The organism is Streptomyces sp. NPDC058464 (assembly GCF_042721035.1).
Lineage (GTDB): Bacteria > Actinomycetota > Actinomycetes > Streptomycetales > Streptomycetaceae > Streptomyces.
On record NZ_JBHXMA010000082.1, the window covers coordinates 8871 to 22896 of the forward strand.

Genomic DNA, 14026 nt, shown 5'->3' on the forward strand with positions numbered 1-14026 from the left:
GTCCCCAAATAACCGTATCTGTGGGGGGGGAAACCGGACGCTCCTTCGACTGGGGGGCTAACACGGGAATGTACATTTAAAACACTGGGGGGCTGCGGGTGCCCTCCCGGGGCACCCGCAGCCGACTGTTTTTCCGGCCAGAACCGGAACCGAGGCGAGCAAGGCAATGACGCAAATGATCTCCCCACCAGCGCAGAGGCGTTCTAGGCTCATTCCTACCGCCGAGTCGCGCAGTGCGGGGACGGGCACCGCACACGCACCGGAGCGCCAGCGGTACGCGAGCGGAGCCCACGACCGAGGGCTCCGCCGGGCAAGGAGGGCCGCATGACCGTACGGCGAGTAATGGGCATCGAGACGGAGTACGGGATCTCCGTCCCCGGCCACCCCAACGCCAATGCCATGCTCACCTCGTCCCAGATCGTCAACGCCTACGCGGCGGCGATGCACCGGGCCCGCCGGGCCCGCTGGGACTTCGAGGAGGAGAACCCGCTGCGGGACGCCCGGGGCTTCGACCTCGCACGCGAGGCCGCCGACGCCAGCCAGCTCACCGACGAGGACATCGGCCTCGCCAACGTGATCCTCACGAACGGCGCACGCCTCTACGTCGACCATGCGCACCCCGAATACAGCGCTCCCGAGGTCACCAACCCCCGCGACGCCGTCCTGTGGGACAAGGCCGGCGAACGCATCATGGCCGAGGCCGCCGAACGGGCCGCCCAGCTCCCCGGTGCCCAGCCCATCCACCTCTACAAGAACAACACCGACAACAAGGGCGCCTCCTACGGCACGCACGAGAACTACCTGATGAAGCGGGAGACCCCCTTCTCGGACATCGTGCGCCACCTCACGCCCTTCTTCGTCTCCCGCCAGGTGGTCACGGGCGCCGGCCGCGTCGGCATCGGCCAGGACGGCCACGAACACGGCTTCCAGCTCAGCCAGCGCGCGGACTACTTCGAGGTCGAGGTCGGTCTGGAGACGACCCTCAAGCGGCCCATCATCAACACCCGCGACGAGCCCCACGCCGACGCCGAGAAGTACCGCCGCCTCCACGTGATCATCGGCGACGCGAACCTGTCGGAGATCTCGACCTACCTGAAACTCGGCACCACAGCCCTGGTCCTCTCCATGATCGAGGACGGCTTCATCGCCGTCGACCTCGCCGTCGACCAGCCCGTACGCACCCTCCACCAGGTCTCCCACGACCCGACGCTGAAGCGGCTGGTCACCCTCCGTAGCGGACGCACACTCACCGCGGTCCAGCTCCAGATGGAGTACTTCGAGCTGTCGCGCAAATACGTCGAGGAGCGCTACGGCGCCGACGCCGACGACCAGACCAAGGACGTCCTCGCCCGTTGGGAGGACACCCTCAACCGCCTGGAACACGACCCCATGAGCCTCTCCGGAGAGCTCGACTGGGTCGCCAAGCTGGAGCTCATGGAGGGCTACCGGCGCCGTGACGGCCTCGACTGGGACGCCGCCAAGCTGCACCTCCTGGACCTCCAGTACGCCGACGTGCGGGCCGAGAAGGGCCTCTACAACCGCCTCGCCGCCCGTGGGCGCATGAAGCGGCTCCTGGACGAGGCCGACGTGGAGCGGGCCCGCACCAGCCCGCCCGAGGACACCCGGGCCTATTTCCGCGGCCGCTGCCTGGAGCAGTACGCCGACGACGTCGCCGCGGCGAGCTGGGACTCGGTCATCTTCGACCTTCCGGGCCGCGACAGCCTCCAGCGCGTCCCAACCCTGGAACCGCTACGCGGAACGCGAAATCACGTCAAGGAGCTCCTGGACCGCTGTCGCACCGCGGAAGACCTGGTCAGGGTCCTTTCCGGGGGCTGAGCGGGTATCCGGAGCACACCGGGCGACCGGGGTCAAAACCCCGGCGTCCGGGAATCATCGAGGTGGCCCCCGTACGTTGGAGAAACTGCGGGGCCGATGTCGGACCCGGCTTGTAGGGTCTGATCATCACCGATCGGCAGGAAGCCGACCTGTCGACCCATGTCGGGCGAACGCGAACTGAGCGGGGTGAGGGTTATGGCAACCAAGGACACCGGCGGCGGACAGCAGAAGGCGACGCACTCCACCGAGGAGGTCGAGGAGCAGGCGGCTGAGTCGCAGGCTTCGGGCGACCTCAAGGAGCGGCACGAGAAGCTGTCGGACGACGTGGACTCCGTCCTGGACGAGATCGACGACGTCCTGGAGGAGAACGCAGAGGACTTCGTGCGGTCCTTTGTCCAAAAGGGCGGGCAGTAAGCTCGTTTCCCTTCGAATCGAAGGTGGGCGGAGTTCGGGAGTGCCAGGGGCGTCGACGGTGAAGTGTTGCGCGCGGTGCGGACAGGCCAAGCCGCGCGCAGCCTTCGCCGTATGACGGGCGAACCTTGAGGATTTCCGGTATCGCCGCGGACTCCGCGAGATCTGTCCGACTGCCCCGCCCACACATGTGGATCACCGCCACAAGACGGGTAGGGTCCGGGGCATACCGTGCTTCAACTGCAATTCGGCCATCGGCAAGTTGGGAGATGATCCCGACGCTGTTCGTCGGGCAGCCGCTTACCTGGAAGGAACTCCGTGGAAGCCAACACTCGTAGCACCGGGCGTCTACCAGCTGCCTTCCTGACGCCTGGGTCCTCTTCGTTCATGGACTTTCTCTCCGACCATCAGCCGGAGATGCTGCCCGGCAAGCGGCAGTTGCCGCCCACGCAGGGCGTGATCGAGGCGCCGCACGGGACGACGATCGTCGCGGTGACCTTCCCCGGCGGGGTCGTGCTGGCCGGTGACCGTCGGGCCACCATGGGCAATGTGATCGCCCAGCGTGACATCGAGAAGGTGTTCCCGACCGACGAGTACTCGGCCGTCGGTATCGCCGGCACCGCCGGTCTCGCCGTGGAGATGGTGAAGCTCTTCCAGCTGGAGCTGGAGCACTTCGAGAAGGTCGAAGGTGCTCAGCTGTCGTTGGAGGGCAAGGCGAACCGGCTGTCGACCATGATCCGTTCCAACCTCGGCATGGCCATGCAGGGGCTCGCCGTCGTGCCGCTGTTCGCCGGGTTCGACGTGGACCGGGCCAAGGGGCGGATCTTCTCGTACGACGTGACGGGCGGCCGTTCCGAGGAGCACAACTTCTCCGCGACGGGCTCCGGCTCGATCTTCGCGCGGGGTGCCATGAAGAAGTTGTTCCGTGACGACCTGACCGAGGAGCAGGCGACCACACTGGTGGTGCAGGCTCTGTACGACGCGGCCGACGACGACTCGGCGACCGGCGGTCCCGATGTCGCCCGCCGGATCTACCCGATCATCACCGTGATCACCGAGGACGGGTTCCGTCGGCTCACCGACGACGAGTCCGCCGAGCTCGCCCGTGTGGTGCTGGCGCGCCGCCTGGAGGAGCCCGACGGCCCGCGCGCGGCGCTGCTCTAGCGCGTCGGCGTTCTTATCAAGGTGATCCCAGTGACTTCGACGGAACCCTAAGGAAGGGGACGGATACCGGTGTCGACGCCGTTCTATGTCTCACCCCAGCAGGCCATGGCGGACCGTGCCGAGTACGCTCGCAAGGGCATCGCGCGCGGCCGCAGCCTGGTCGTGCTCCAGTTCGCCGACGGCATCGTGTTCGTCGGTGAGAACCCGTCCCGCGCGCTGCACAAGTTCAGCGAGATCTACGACCGGATCGGTTTCGCGGCCGCCGGCAAGTACAACGAGTACGAGAACCTGCGGATCGGCGGCGTGCGCTACGCCGACCTGCGTGGTTACACCTATGACCGTGACGACGTGACCGCGCGCGGCCTTGCCAACGTGTACGCGCAGACGCTGGGCACCATCTTCTCGTCGGCCGCGGAGAAGCCGTACGAGGTGGAACTGGTCGTCGCCGAGGTGGGGGAGACCCCCGAGGGCGACCAGATCTACCGGTTGCCCCACGACGGTTCGATCGTGGACGAGCACGGTTCGGTCGCGGTCGGCGGCAACGCGGAACAGATCAGCACCTACCTGGACCGTGAGCACCGGGACGGCATGACGCTCGCGGAGGCCCTGAAGCTGGCGGTGACGGCTCTGTCGCGGGAGTCGAACGGCACGCAGCGGGAGATTCCCGCCGAGCGCCTGGAAGTCGCGGTGCTGGACCGTACGCGGCCCCAGCAGCGCAAGTTCAGGCGGATCGTCGGCCCGCAGCTGGGCCGGCTGCTGGAGTCGGACGGTGCGGCCACGGCCGCCGAGGCCGAGGCCGAGGAGTCCGGCGGAGACGTCGAGTAACCATTCGTATCAGCCCCGCCCTGCGCGCCCCGTCCGGTGACCACCGGACGGGGCGCGGGCGTCTGTGCGGCTCACGAAGGCCATGACGCCCGTGGCGGCGCCGTGGAGCCCCGTACGACCAGTTCGACGGGGATGTCCCCGCGCTCCGGCTCCCGGCCTTCCAGGACGGCGAGGAGGGCCTGCATACCGCGCGCGCCGAAGAGTTCCGCGTCCAGCCGCACGGTCGTCAGCTCGGGGTCGATGGCGGTGGCCAGGGCGAGGTCGTCGAGGCCGGTGACGGAGATGTCGTCGGGGACGCGCAGACCCCGGCGGCGCAGGGCCTTGTAGGCGCCGGCGGCGAGTTTGTCGTCGTCGCAGACGAGGGCGGTGGGCCGGGGCCCGGGGGCGGCGAGGGCGGCCTCGGTGGCGGTGCGGGCGCCCTCGATCGAGATCGGGGCGCGGACCGTGCGTACCGAGGCGCCCGGCACGCCCGCCGTGCGGGCCGCCAGCTCGCGCGCGCGTACCTCGAAGGTCCAGGACGCGATGTCCGCGGCCAGGTGCAGGAAGCGGCGGTGGCCGAGGCCGAGCAGGTGGTCGGCGACCTGGCGCACGCCGTCGGCGATGTCCAGGTTGACGGTGGCGGCGCCCAGGCTGCCGTCCGGGTCGCTGTCGAGCATGACGAGGGGGAGCTGGTCGCCGCGGATGGCGGTGAGGGCGTCCGCGGCCATGGAGGAGGCGATCACGCCGTCGAGGGCGGCCTGCGCGGAGGCGAAGGGGTCGCGGGCCGGGCCGATGCCCTCGGGGGAGGGGTAGAGGACCATGCCGAAGCCGTGCGCGGAGGCGACGCGGGCGGCGCCGGTGTAGACGCCCGCGAAGAACTCCGTGGTCAGCGCGGGGACGACCAGGAGGACGGTGCGGGTACGGCCGAGGCGGAGGTTGCGGGCGGCGAGGTTCGGCCGGTAGCCGAGGTCGCGGGCGGCCTCCCGGACGCGTTCGGCGGTGGCCTCGGACACCCGGCCGCGCCACTTGTCGCCCAGCACCAGCGACACGGCCGCCTGGGAGACGCCGGCGGCCTGGGCGACGTCGCGGCTCGTCGGGCGTGTGCTGCTGCGTGGCACCGGGGGTGGGCTCCTTCGTCTGGACGTGTGAACAGCGCACATGGTACGTATGGGAGGCGGGGTTATACGTAAAACGTGGAGGTGGGACATGGCCGCGGGGTACCTGGAGATCCTCAGGGCGAGGCACGCGGCCCGGCTGCTGACGGGGACGCTGGTGGGCCGGCTGCCGAACGCGACCGCGGCCATCGCGATCGTGCTGTTCGTGCGCGCGGAGGGCGGCACGTACAGCCTCGCGGGCGCGCTCGCGGCGGTGTACGGCGTGGCCAACGCCGTGGGCCAGCCGGTGCTCGGGCGGCTGGTCGACCTGTGCGGGCAGCCCCGGGTCCAGCTGCCCGCGGCGCTCGCGTCGGCCCTCGCGATGGCCGGCTTCGCCTTCACGGGCACCGACCCGCTGCCGCTCGCCTACGGAACCGTGGCGGCGGCCGGGCTCTTCGCGCCGCCGCTGGAGGGCGGTCTGCGCGCCCTGTGGCCGAGCGTCCTCGGGAAGGACGACCAGGTGCACACGGCGTACGCGATGGACGCGGTGGCGCAGGAAGTCATGTTCACCGTGGGGCCGTTGCTGGTCACGCTGTGCGTGTCGCTGTGGTCGGCACAGGCGGCGCTGCTCGTCGTGAACGCGGTGGGCGTCCTCGGGGCGCTCTCGGTCGTGGTCTCGCCGCCCTCGCGCGCGTGGCGTTCGGCGCCGCGCGAGGCGCACTGGCTGGGCGCGCTGCGCTCGTCCGGGCTGCTGGCCCTGCTGGCCGCGTTCCTTTTCGTCGGGATGGCGCTGGGTTCCATCACGGTCGCGTCGGTGCCGTACGCGGACGACCACGGCGGTGACACGGTGTACGGCTGGCTGATGGCCGCGCTGGGGATCGGCGCGCTGCTGGGGGGCACCGTCTACGGGGCGCGGCGGTGGGCCGGGGAGCCGGCGCGGCGACTGCGGGTGCTGGTGGCCCTTCTGGCGGTGTGTTACCTGCCGCTGATGCTGATGCCGGGAGCAGTGGCCATGGTGTTGCTCACCGTGCTGGCCGGGGTGTTCCTGGCGCCGGCGATCGCGTGTGCGTTCGTGCTGGTGGACCGGCATGCGCCGAGGGGTACGGTCACCGAGGCGTTCTCCTGGCTTGTGACGACGTTCACAGTGGGGGCGTCGGTGGGAACGGGCCTGGCGGGCCCGGTGGTCGAGGCGGGCGGGGCCCTGTGGGGGTTCGCCGTGCCGGGTGCGGCAGGGGGTGTGTCCTTGCTGGTCCTGGCGGTCACCGGGCGGGTCCTCGCAGCTCCCGGTGGGGGTGCGGTGGTTGCGGCCGGTTCGGAAAATGATCCAAATCGTGCTGCCGAACCCCGTTTCAGCTCAGGGGATCGGGCGTAATGTTCAGTCATGGACCGCCGCATTTTCGGGCTGGAGAACGAGTACGGCGTCACGTGCACGTTCAGGGGACAGCGCCGCCTGTCGCCTGACGAGGTGGCGCGGTACCTCTTCCGCCGTGTCGTGTCATGGGGCCGTAGCAGCAATGTCTTTCTGCGGAACGGCGCCCGGCTCTATCTCGACGTGGGCTCACATCCGGAATACGCGACACCCGAGTGTGACAATGTGACCGAACTGGTCACCCACGACAAGGCCGGCGAGCGCATTCTCGAAGGGCTGTTGGTGGACGCCGAACGACGCCTGCATGAGGAAGGAATCGCGGGCGACGTCTACCTTTTCAAGAACAACACGGACTCGGCGGGCAACTCCTACGGTTGCCACGAGAACTATCTGGTGGCGAGGCACGGGGAGTTCTCCCGGCTCGCGGACATTCTCATTCCGTTCCTGGTGACCCGGCAGCTGCTGTGCGGCGCCGGGAAGGTGCTGCAGACGCCGCGCGGTGCGGTGTACTGCGTCAGCCAGCGGGCGGAGCACATCTGGGAGGGCGTCTCCTCGGCGACGACGCGTTCCCGGCCGATCATCAACACGCGCGACGAGCCGCATGCGGACGCCGAGCGCTACCGCCGGCTGCACGTCATCGTCGGCGACTCGAACATGTCCGAGACGACGATGCTGCTGAAGGTCGGTGCCACCGACCTGGTGCTGCGCATGATCGAGGCGGGCACGGTGATGCGTGACCTGACCCTGGAGAACCCGATCCGGGCGATCCGCGAGGTCAGCCACGACATCACGGGCCGGCGCAAGGTGCGCCTGGCCAGCGGCCGGGAGGCCTCCGCCCTCGAGGTGCAGCGGGAGTACTACGAGAAGGCCGTGGACTTCTGCGAGCGCCGCGGTATCCGCACCGGCACGGTCGAGCAGGTGCTGGAGCTGTGGGGCCGCACCCTGGACGCCATCGAGGCCGAGGACCTGGACCGGATCGGCACCGAGATCGACTGGGTGATGAAGTACCAGCTCATCGAGCGGTACCGGGCCAAGCACAACATGACCATGTCTCATCCGCGCGTGGCGCAGATAGACCTCGCTTATCACGACATTCACCGTCGTCGTGGTCTGTATTACCTGCTGGAGAAGAAGGGGCAAGCCGCGCGGATCTGCAATGACTTGAAGATCTTCGAGGGCAAGTCGGTGCCGCCGCAGACGACTCGGGCGCGCCTGCGCGGTGACTTCATCCGGCGGGCCCAGGAGCAGCGCCGGGACTTCACGGTCGACTGGGTGCATCTGAAGCTCAACGACCAGGCGCAGCGCACGGTGTTGTGCAAGGACCCGTTCCGTTCGGTCGACGACCGGGTGGAGAAGCTCATCGCCGGTATGTGAGAGATCGGCACAGAACGCCACACGGGCGCCGTACGTTTTCCGTACGGCGCCCTTCTCACGTCGTAGAGTTGCGCGCACGCCATCCGCAAGATCGACCGATTACGAGGCTCTTCCGTGCGCCGACGCTCTCTTCTCCTTGCTGCAGTTCCCGCAGGACTGGTCACGCTCGCCGGGTGTGGTGACGACAAGTCGTCCTCCTCCAGCAAGGCCAGTGCCTCGCCGTCGGCCTCCGCGTCGGTGCCGCCGCCGAAGATCGTGGACGGGCCGCTGCCGGCGATCACGGCGGGCACGAAGTTCGACGAGAAGCCGACGGTCGCCAAGGGCAGCGGGGACCCGTCGAAGAACCTGGCGGTCAAGACGGTGATCGCGGGCAGCGGGAAGACGGTCGCGGAGAACGACTTCATCCAGGCCAACTACCTGGGGCAGATCTGGTCCACGGCGAAGGTCTTCGACCAGTCGTACGACCGGACGCCGCTGCTCATGCAGCTCGCCTCGGGCAGCATCATCGACGGCTGGCTGTACGGGCTGGCCGGGAAGAAGGTCGGCAGCCGGGTGCTGATGGCCGTGCCGCCGACCTGGGGATACGGCAGCTCGGGCAACGCGCAGGCGGGGATCAAGGGCACGGACACGCTGGTGTTCGTGGTCGACGTGCTGAACTCGTTCAACTCCAAGAGCTCCAGCACGGGCAAGGAGGTCGCGCAGAGCGACGCCGCGCTGCCCAAGGTCGGCACGAACACGGACGGCAAGGCCCCGTCCATCGACATTCCCAAGGTCGACCCGCCGACGAAGCTGGTCTCGAACTACGTGCTGGAGGGCGACGGCGCGGTGGTGCAGGCGGCGCAGACCGTGCTGTGCCAGTTCAAGGGCGAGGTCTGGGACAGCGGCAAGGTCTTCGAGCAGACGTACGAGAGCGGGCGGCTCGCCCAGTTCTCGATCGAGCAGATGCAGGGGGTCGTCAAGGGGCTGGCGCAGGGGATCACCGGCAAGAAGGTGGGCAGCCGGATCATGGTCGTCACCCCGCCGGACCTGGCCTACGGGAACAACCCGCCGAGCGGTGGTGTGGTGAAGAAGGGGTCGACGCTGGTCTTCACGGTGGACATTCTTGCGGCGATGTAGTCGCGCGGGCGGCACGCGGACGGGGATGAAAGACTGTCCGGGTTCCGTGTCGTACACAAGCAGGAGCCGAAGACGTGAGCATCGACAAGCCCGAGATCGACTTCCCCGAGGGCGAGGCCCCGGTCGACCTGGAGATCAAGGACATCTGGGAGGGCGACGGCGAGGTGGCCCAGGCCGGCCAGACCGTCACCGTGCACTACGTGGGTGTCGCGTTCAGCACCGGCGAGGAGTTCGACGCCAGCTGGAACCGTGGCGCGCCGTTCCGCTTCCCGCTGGGCGGCGGCCGGGTCATCAAGGGCTGGGACCAGGGCGTGCAGGGCATGAAGGTCGGCGGCCGTCGTCAGCTGACCATTCCGGCCCACCTCGCCTACGGCGACCAGAGTCCGACGCCGGCGATCAAGCCCGGCGAGACGCTGATCTTCGTCGTGGACCTGATCGCGGTCTGATCCCGGTACCCGGCCGGCGCCCTCGGGTGCTGACCGGTCCTGGTCGGAAACCGGCTGGCCGAGGGCCCGTGCCATGCGCGCGGGCCCTCGGTGTTTGTCGTGTCGTGTCCGTTCGGGTCCTCGTTGTTTGTACTGACTTTTGCCGTGACACTCCGGAGCGGTACGGTCATCGGTCAGAAGCACCATAGGGAGGCGAAGGGCGTCGATGGCCATTGCCAAGGCCGAGCGGCTGATGAACCTGGCGCTGTGCCTGCTGGGGACGCGGCGGCCGCTCAGCAAGCGCGAGCTGCGGGAATCCATTGAGGCCTACCTGGAAGCCGGCAGCGACGACTCCTTCAGCCGGATGTTCGAGCGGGACAAGGACGATCTCCGCGAACTCGGACTGGTGATCGAGACCGTCGAGAACCTGGACGGCGAGGTCGGCTATCTCGCCCGCCGCGACAGCAACCGCCTGCCGCCCATCACCCTGGACGCCGAGGAGGCCGCCGCCCTCGGACTCGCCGCCAAGGTCTGGCAGCAGGCCCGGCTCGCCGGCGCCGCCAGCGGTGCCCTGCAGAAGCTGCGCGCGGCCGGCCTCCCCGAGGACGTCGACCCGTACGAGGCCCACGGCGCACTGGAGCCGCGGATCCCCGTGCACGAGGCCGCGTTCGAACCGCTGATGCTGGCCTGCCGGGACCGCCGCCCGGTCGTCTTCGACTACCGCAAGGCCACCGCCGCCCACCCCGGGACCCGCAACGTCGAGCCCTGGGCCCTGGAGTGCTGGCGCGGCCACTGGTACCTGGCCGGCTGGGACCGCGACCGGGGCGCCGAGCGGGTGTTCCGGCTGTCCCGGATCACCGGCAAGGTCCGTTCCCGGGGGACGCCCTTCACCGCGCCGGTCCCGGATGTCGTCACCGTCCGCGAGACCGTGGCGAGCTGGGCCGGGGAGATCGCCGACCGCTCCGCGCTGATCCGGCTGCGCTCGGGCGCCGGGTACCCCCTCCGGGCGAAGGCCACCGCGGTGCGGGAACTCGGAGAGGGCTGGGACGAGTTGGAGATTCCGTACGGCCACGGGCTGGACGCCTGGCTGGTGGAGTTCGGGCCGGACGTGGTGGTCCTGGAGCCGGCCGAGCTGCGGGCGGACGTCGTGGACCGGCTGCGGGCCGTGGCCAAGGACTGAGGGGGAGCGGAGCAAGACAGTGGCAGGCAAACCGGTCAGGCCCGTGAACGCCATCGACCAGACCCGGCGGATGCTCTCCCTGGTGACCTACCTGCGCGAGCGCCCCGGCGCCCGGATCGCGGACGTGGCGCGCGCCTTCGGCATCACCGAGGACGAGCTGGTCTCCGACCTGGACGTGCTGCCCATGTGCGGCACCAGCTTCCGGGGCGGCGACCTGCTGGACATCGACACCGACGGCGAGCGGATCTGGTGGCACAACGCGTCCGCGCTCGGCGAGGAGGCCGCCGAACCGCTCCGGCTCGCCGCCGACGAGGCGACCGCGCTCCTGGTCGCCGCCCGCGCGGTGGCCACCCTGCCCGGGCTGCGCGAGGGCGACCGGCAGGCGCTGCTGCGGGCCACCGCCAAGGTGGAGACCGCGGCCGGCGAGGCGGGCGACGCCAGCGCCCGGCTGTCGGTGACGTTCGAGTCCGAGGGCGGCGTCTTCGCCGACGTCGACCGGGCGATCGCCGAGCGCCGCCGGCTGTGGATCCGCTACTACTCACCGGCCCGCGACGAGGTCACCGAGCGCGAGATCGACCCCATCCGCCTGGTCAGCGTCGGCCACACCTACGTCGAGGCCTGGTGCCGTCGCTCCGAGGCCCGGCGCACCTTCCGGCTCGACCGGGTCGCCGAGATCAAGATCCTCGACGAGCCGTCCGCACCCCCCGAGATCGAGCTGCGCGACCTGTCCGAGGCCCTGGTGCAGCCGGCCGCCGAGGACCCCGAGGTGGTCGTCGAGGTCGGCCCGGCCGGCCGCTGGGTCGCCGAGTACTACCCGCACGACAGCGCGGATGAGCTTCCCGACGGCGGACTGCGTATTACTCTGCGCACCCCCGATCCGGCCTCCCTGCGCCGGCTGGCGCTCAGGCTCGGCGGCGACGGCCGGATCGTGTCACCGCCCGAGCTGGCCGACGCGGCCCGCCGGGCGGCCCGCGAGGCACTGGCGGCGTACGACCACGTCGGGCACGGCGATGAGGAAGGGCATGAGTGAGCCGGAGGAGCGCGCGCTCCGGAGGCGAACGACCAAGAAGGAGGGGCAGGCGTTTTGAACGAGTCTTCCGGGGTTCTGAACGAGTCTTCCGGTTCCGGCGGCGCGGGTGCGCGGGAGATGACGGTCGCGGCCGCCTTCGCCGGGATGAGACGCGTGGTCCCCGTGGTGTTCAGAGCCGGCTGCCCGCACTGCCATGGCAGTTTCGAGCTCACCGCGAGCGCCCTGCGCCTGGCCATCGGAGCCACCAGCAAGACGACGTTCTACTCCTTCACCTGCCCCGACTGCGGGTCCGCCGTCCGTAAGCCCGCCGGCGAGCGGATCGTCGAACTGCTCACCGGCGGCGGGGTCAGGACACTGCGGCTGAACCCCACCGTCTAGGCTCGGCCCCATGTTCTGGGCGATGGTCGCGGTAGCTGTGGGTTTCGTGGGGCTCGCCGTGCTCGGCGTGCTCGCCGTCCGGGTCTTCCTGGAGGCGCGCCGGCTGGGAGCGCAGGTCGCGGACTCGGCACGGCGGATCAACCGGGCCGCCGAGGACCTGGAGCGGGCGGCCGTCAGCGCGGCCCGTACTGTGGACACGCTGTGACCCCCGCTGTGCAAGGGGTGTGAGTAGTGGGCCACAAGCGGTTTGCGTCACTTCGCCCTGTCACGGTGCCCGCAGGGGCAGGTACGCTGCTGCACGCGGCACGGAGAACGAGGCCCGTGCCGCGGACCGGGAGTACGCACGGGGATTGCCTCACGTTTACCCCTGAGCGTTACGATCGCTGACAGCACGATCACTCGGACGCATGTCCGACGGATCGGACAGCACCCCAACCCAGCCGCCTCGGTGAGAAGGTAAAGACTTATGTTCGGAAGGCTCGGAGCCCCCGAGATCATTCTCATCCTTGTCGTCGTCATCCTGCTGTTCGGCGCGAAGAAGCTTCCGGACATGGCGCGCTCGCTCGGCAAGTCCGCTCGCATCCTCAAGAGCGAGGCGAAGGCGATGAAGGAAGACGGCAACACCACGACCTCCGCCCAGGCGCCCGCCTCCGGCGAACAGGCCCAGGCCCAGCGCACCATCCAGGCGTCCCCCGGCGACGTGACCAGCTCCCGCCCGGTCAACGAGCCGTCGGACACCACCCAGCGCTGACGCAAGGCCGGTAGCCCCCGGCCTGCCGCACGAGATGAGGACGTGGGTTGCCAAAGTCTGCCCGCAAGCAGGAGAAGGATCCCGAGGGGCGGATGCCTCTCGCGGATCACCTTCGTGAGCTCCGCAACCGGCTCGCGAAGGCCATGCTGGCCATCGTCATCGTGACGGTGGTGGCCGCCTTCTTCTACAACGACATCATCAACTTCCTGACCAAACCGATCCTCGACTCGATCGGTTGCCATCAGACCTTCTCGCAGATCAACAGTGCGGGTGGCAGCGAGAAGTGCGCCACGATCACCATCGACGGCCTGCTCGCCCCCTTCACGCTCGCCCTCCAGGTCTCCCTGACGGCCGGCGTGGTCTTCGCGTCGCCGATCTGGCTTTACCAGCTGTGGGCCTTCGTCGCCCCGGGTCTGCACAGGAACGAGAAGAAGTACGCCTACGCGTTCGTCTTCACCGGCGCCCCGCTGTTCCTCGGCGGCGCCTACTTCGCGTACGAGGTGCTGCCCACCACGGCCAAGGTGCTGATCGACTTCACTCCGAGCGGCAGCATCGCCAACCTGCTGCCGCTGGACGATCTGCTCCAGCTGGTCACCCGTATGGTGATCGTCTTCGGCCTCTCCTTCGAGCTGCCGCTGCTCCTCGTGATGCTCAATCTCACCGGCATCATCACCGGCAAGCGGATGCTCGGCTGGTGGCGGGCCATGATCCTCGGCATCACGGTCTTCGCGGCCGTGGCCACGCCGAGCACCGACCCGCTCTCCATGCTGGCCCTCGCCGGGCCGATCTGGGTGCTGTACTTCGGCGCGGTCGCGTTCTCCCTCCTCAACGACCGGCGCAGGCGCCGCCGCGACGACGACGGCCTCGACGACGACGAGGCCTCCGACCTCGACCTCACGCCCGACGACATCGGCGAGATCGAGACCGTCTCCGCCAGCCGCGCGCTGCCCGAGGGCCCGGACCGGGTCAACGGCTACGACGACGTGACCTGACAGGGCGACCCCGGACACAGGAGGTGGGCGCGGACCCGTACGGGGGCACCTCTTAGTTGTACGTTTTTGGCTGGTTGGGTTTATTTTGGTGGGGTTTTCAGT

The 14026-nt window shown here is 69.4% G+C and carries 15 protein-coding genes and 1 pseudogene; 15 read left to right on the forward strand and 1 reads right to left on the reverse strand.

What is annotated here, in order from left to right:
* The first annotated feature begins 324 nt into the window (after positions 1-324).
* The 5 genes and pseudogenes from dop to prcA all read left to right on the forward strand — a co-directional run bounded on the left by dop (position 325) and on the right by prcA (position 4236).
* Complete coding sequence (dop, locus tag ACFWPQ_RS50105) at positions 325-1836, forward strand: depupylase/deamidase Dop (protein ID WP_368857556.1); 1512 nt, start codon at positions 325-327, stop codon at positions 1834-1836.
* A 195-nt stretch (positions 1837-2031) separates the two neighbouring features.
* Positions 2032-2250, forward strand: a complete 219-nt coding sequence (locus ACFWPQ_RS50110) for a ubiquitin-like protein Pup (RefSeq protein ID WP_316774888.1) — start codon at positions 2032-2034, stop codon at positions 2248-2250.
* A gap of 160 nt (positions 2251-2410) precedes the next feature.
* Positions 2411-2614 (forward strand): annotated as a pseudogene (locus ACFWPQ_RS50115) (endonuclease domain-containing protein); the annotation flags it as partial.
* Positions 2566-3411 (forward strand): proteasome subunit beta, encoded by an 846-nt coding sequence (gene prcB / locus ACFWPQ_RS50120; protein WP_384051536.1) that lies wholly within the window; start codon positions 2566-2568, stop codon positions 3409-3411. The pseudogene ACFWPQ_RS50115 and the gene prcB, both read left to right, overlap by 49 nt.
* A 69-nt stretch (positions 3412-3480) precedes the next feature.
* Positions 3481-4236: a proteasome subunit alpha gene (gene prcA, locus ACFWPQ_RS50125; protein ID WP_384051539.1), complete on the forward strand. Its 756-nt coding sequence runs from the start codon at positions 3481-3483 to the stop codon at positions 4234-4236.
* Between the two features lie 71 nt (positions 4237-4307).
* Here prcA and ACFWPQ_RS50130 read toward each other — a convergent pair whose 3' ends face one another.
* Entirely contained in the window at positions 4308-5333 is a 1026-nt protein-coding gene (locus ACFWPQ_RS50130) for a LacI family DNA-binding transcriptional regulator (protein ID WP_384051542.1), read from the reverse strand.
* A gap of 88 nt (positions 5334-5421) precedes the next feature.
* Between ACFWPQ_RS50130 and ACFWPQ_RS50135 the strand changes: the two genes are divergently transcribed.
* From ACFWPQ_RS50135 to tatC, 10 genes are all read left to right on the forward strand, one after another.
* Positions 5422-6681: an MFS transporter gene (locus tag ACFWPQ_RS50135; protein WP_384051545.1), complete on the forward strand. Its 1260-nt coding sequence runs from the start codon at positions 5422-5424 to the stop codon at positions 6679-6681.
* Positions 6682-6690: 9 nt separating this feature from the next.
* Complete coding sequence (gene pafA, locus ACFWPQ_RS50140; RefSeq protein WP_067429457.1) at positions 6691-8052, forward strand: Pup--protein ligase; 1362 nt, start codon at positions 6691-6693, stop codon at positions 8050-8052.
* Positions 8053-8166: 114 nt separating this feature from the next.
* Positions 8167-9168 (forward strand): FKBP-type peptidyl-prolyl cis-trans isomerase, encoded by a 1002-nt coding sequence (locus tag ACFWPQ_RS50145; RefSeq protein ID WP_384051548.1) that lies wholly within the window; start codon positions 8167-8169, stop codon positions 9166-9168.
* A 74-nt stretch (positions 9169-9242) separates the two neighbouring features.
* A complete protein-coding gene (locus ACFWPQ_RS50150) occupies positions 9243-9614 on the forward strand; it encodes an FKBP-type peptidyl-prolyl cis-trans isomerase (protein ID WP_384051551.1) in 372 nt (123 codons plus the stop codon).
* 205 nt (positions 9615-9819) lie between these two features.
* The gene (locus ACFWPQ_RS50155; RefSeq protein WP_384051554.1) at positions 9820-10773 is read left to right on the forward strand and encodes a helix-turn-helix transcriptional regulator; all 954 of its coding nucleotides are present in this window, start codon (positions 9820-9822) and stop codon (positions 10771-10773) included.
* Between the two features lie 19 nt (positions 10774-10792).
* Complete coding sequence (locus tag ACFWPQ_RS50160) at positions 10793-11803, forward strand: helix-turn-helix transcriptional regulator (protein ID WP_384051558.1); 1011 nt, start codon at positions 10793-10795, stop codon at positions 11801-11803.
* A 117-nt stretch (positions 11804-11920) separates the two neighbouring features.
* A complete protein-coding gene (locus ACFWPQ_RS50165; RefSeq protein ID WP_384051570.1) occupies positions 11921-12181 on the forward strand; it encodes a hypothetical protein in 261 nt (86 codons plus the stop codon).
* Positions 12182-12191: 10 nt separating this feature from the next.
* Positions 12192-12386 (forward strand): hypothetical protein, encoded by a 195-nt coding sequence (locus tag ACFWPQ_RS50170; RefSeq protein ID WP_384051561.1) that lies wholly within the window; start codon positions 12192-12194, stop codon positions 12384-12386.
* Between the two features lie 261 nt (positions 12387-12647).
* Entirely contained in the window at positions 12648-12932 is a 285-nt protein-coding gene (tatA, locus tag ACFWPQ_RS50175) for a Sec-independent protein translocase subunit TatA (RefSeq protein ID WP_384051564.1), read from the forward strand.
* A gap of 47 nt (positions 12933-12979) precedes the next feature.
* Positions 12980-13924, forward strand: coding sequence for a twin-arginine translocase subunit TatC (gene tatC / locus ACFWPQ_RS50180; protein WP_384051567.1), 945 nt, complete (start codon positions 12980-12982; stop codon positions 13922-13924).
* Positions 13925-14026: the final 102 nt, after the last annotated feature.

Coding starts and splice junctions, on each gene's coding strand:
- ACFWPQ_RS50155 (WP_384051554.1), top strand. CDS start 9,820: ATGGCCATTGCCAAGGCCGAGCGGCTGATGAACCTGGCGCTGTGCCTG.
- tatA (WP_384051564.1), top strand. CDS start 12,648: ATGTTCGGAAGGCTCGGAGCCCCCGAGATCATTCTCATCCTTGTCGTC.
- ACFWPQ_RS50165 (WP_384051570.1), top strand. CDS start 11,921: ATGACGGTCGCGGCCGCCTTCGCCGGGATGAGACGCGTGGTCCCCGTG.
- ACFWPQ_RS50110 (WP_316774888.1), top strand. CDS start 2,032: ATGGCAACCAAGGACACCGGCGGCGGACAGCAGAAGGCGACGCACTCC.
- pafA (WP_067429457.1), top strand. CDS start 6,691: ATGGACCGCCGCATTTTCGGGCTGGAGAACGAGTACGGCGTCACGTGC.
- ACFWPQ_RS50135 (WP_384051545.1), top strand. CDS start 5,422: ATGGCCGCGGGGTACCTGGAGATCCTCAGGGCGAGGCACGCGGCCCGG.
- dop (WP_368857556.1), top strand. CDS start 325: ATGACCGTACGGCGAGTAATGGGCATCGAGACGGAGTACGGGATCTCC.
- ACFWPQ_RS50170 (WP_384051561.1), top strand. CDS start 12,192: ATGTTCTGGGCGATGGTCGCGGTAGCTGTGGGTTTCGTGGGGCTCGCC.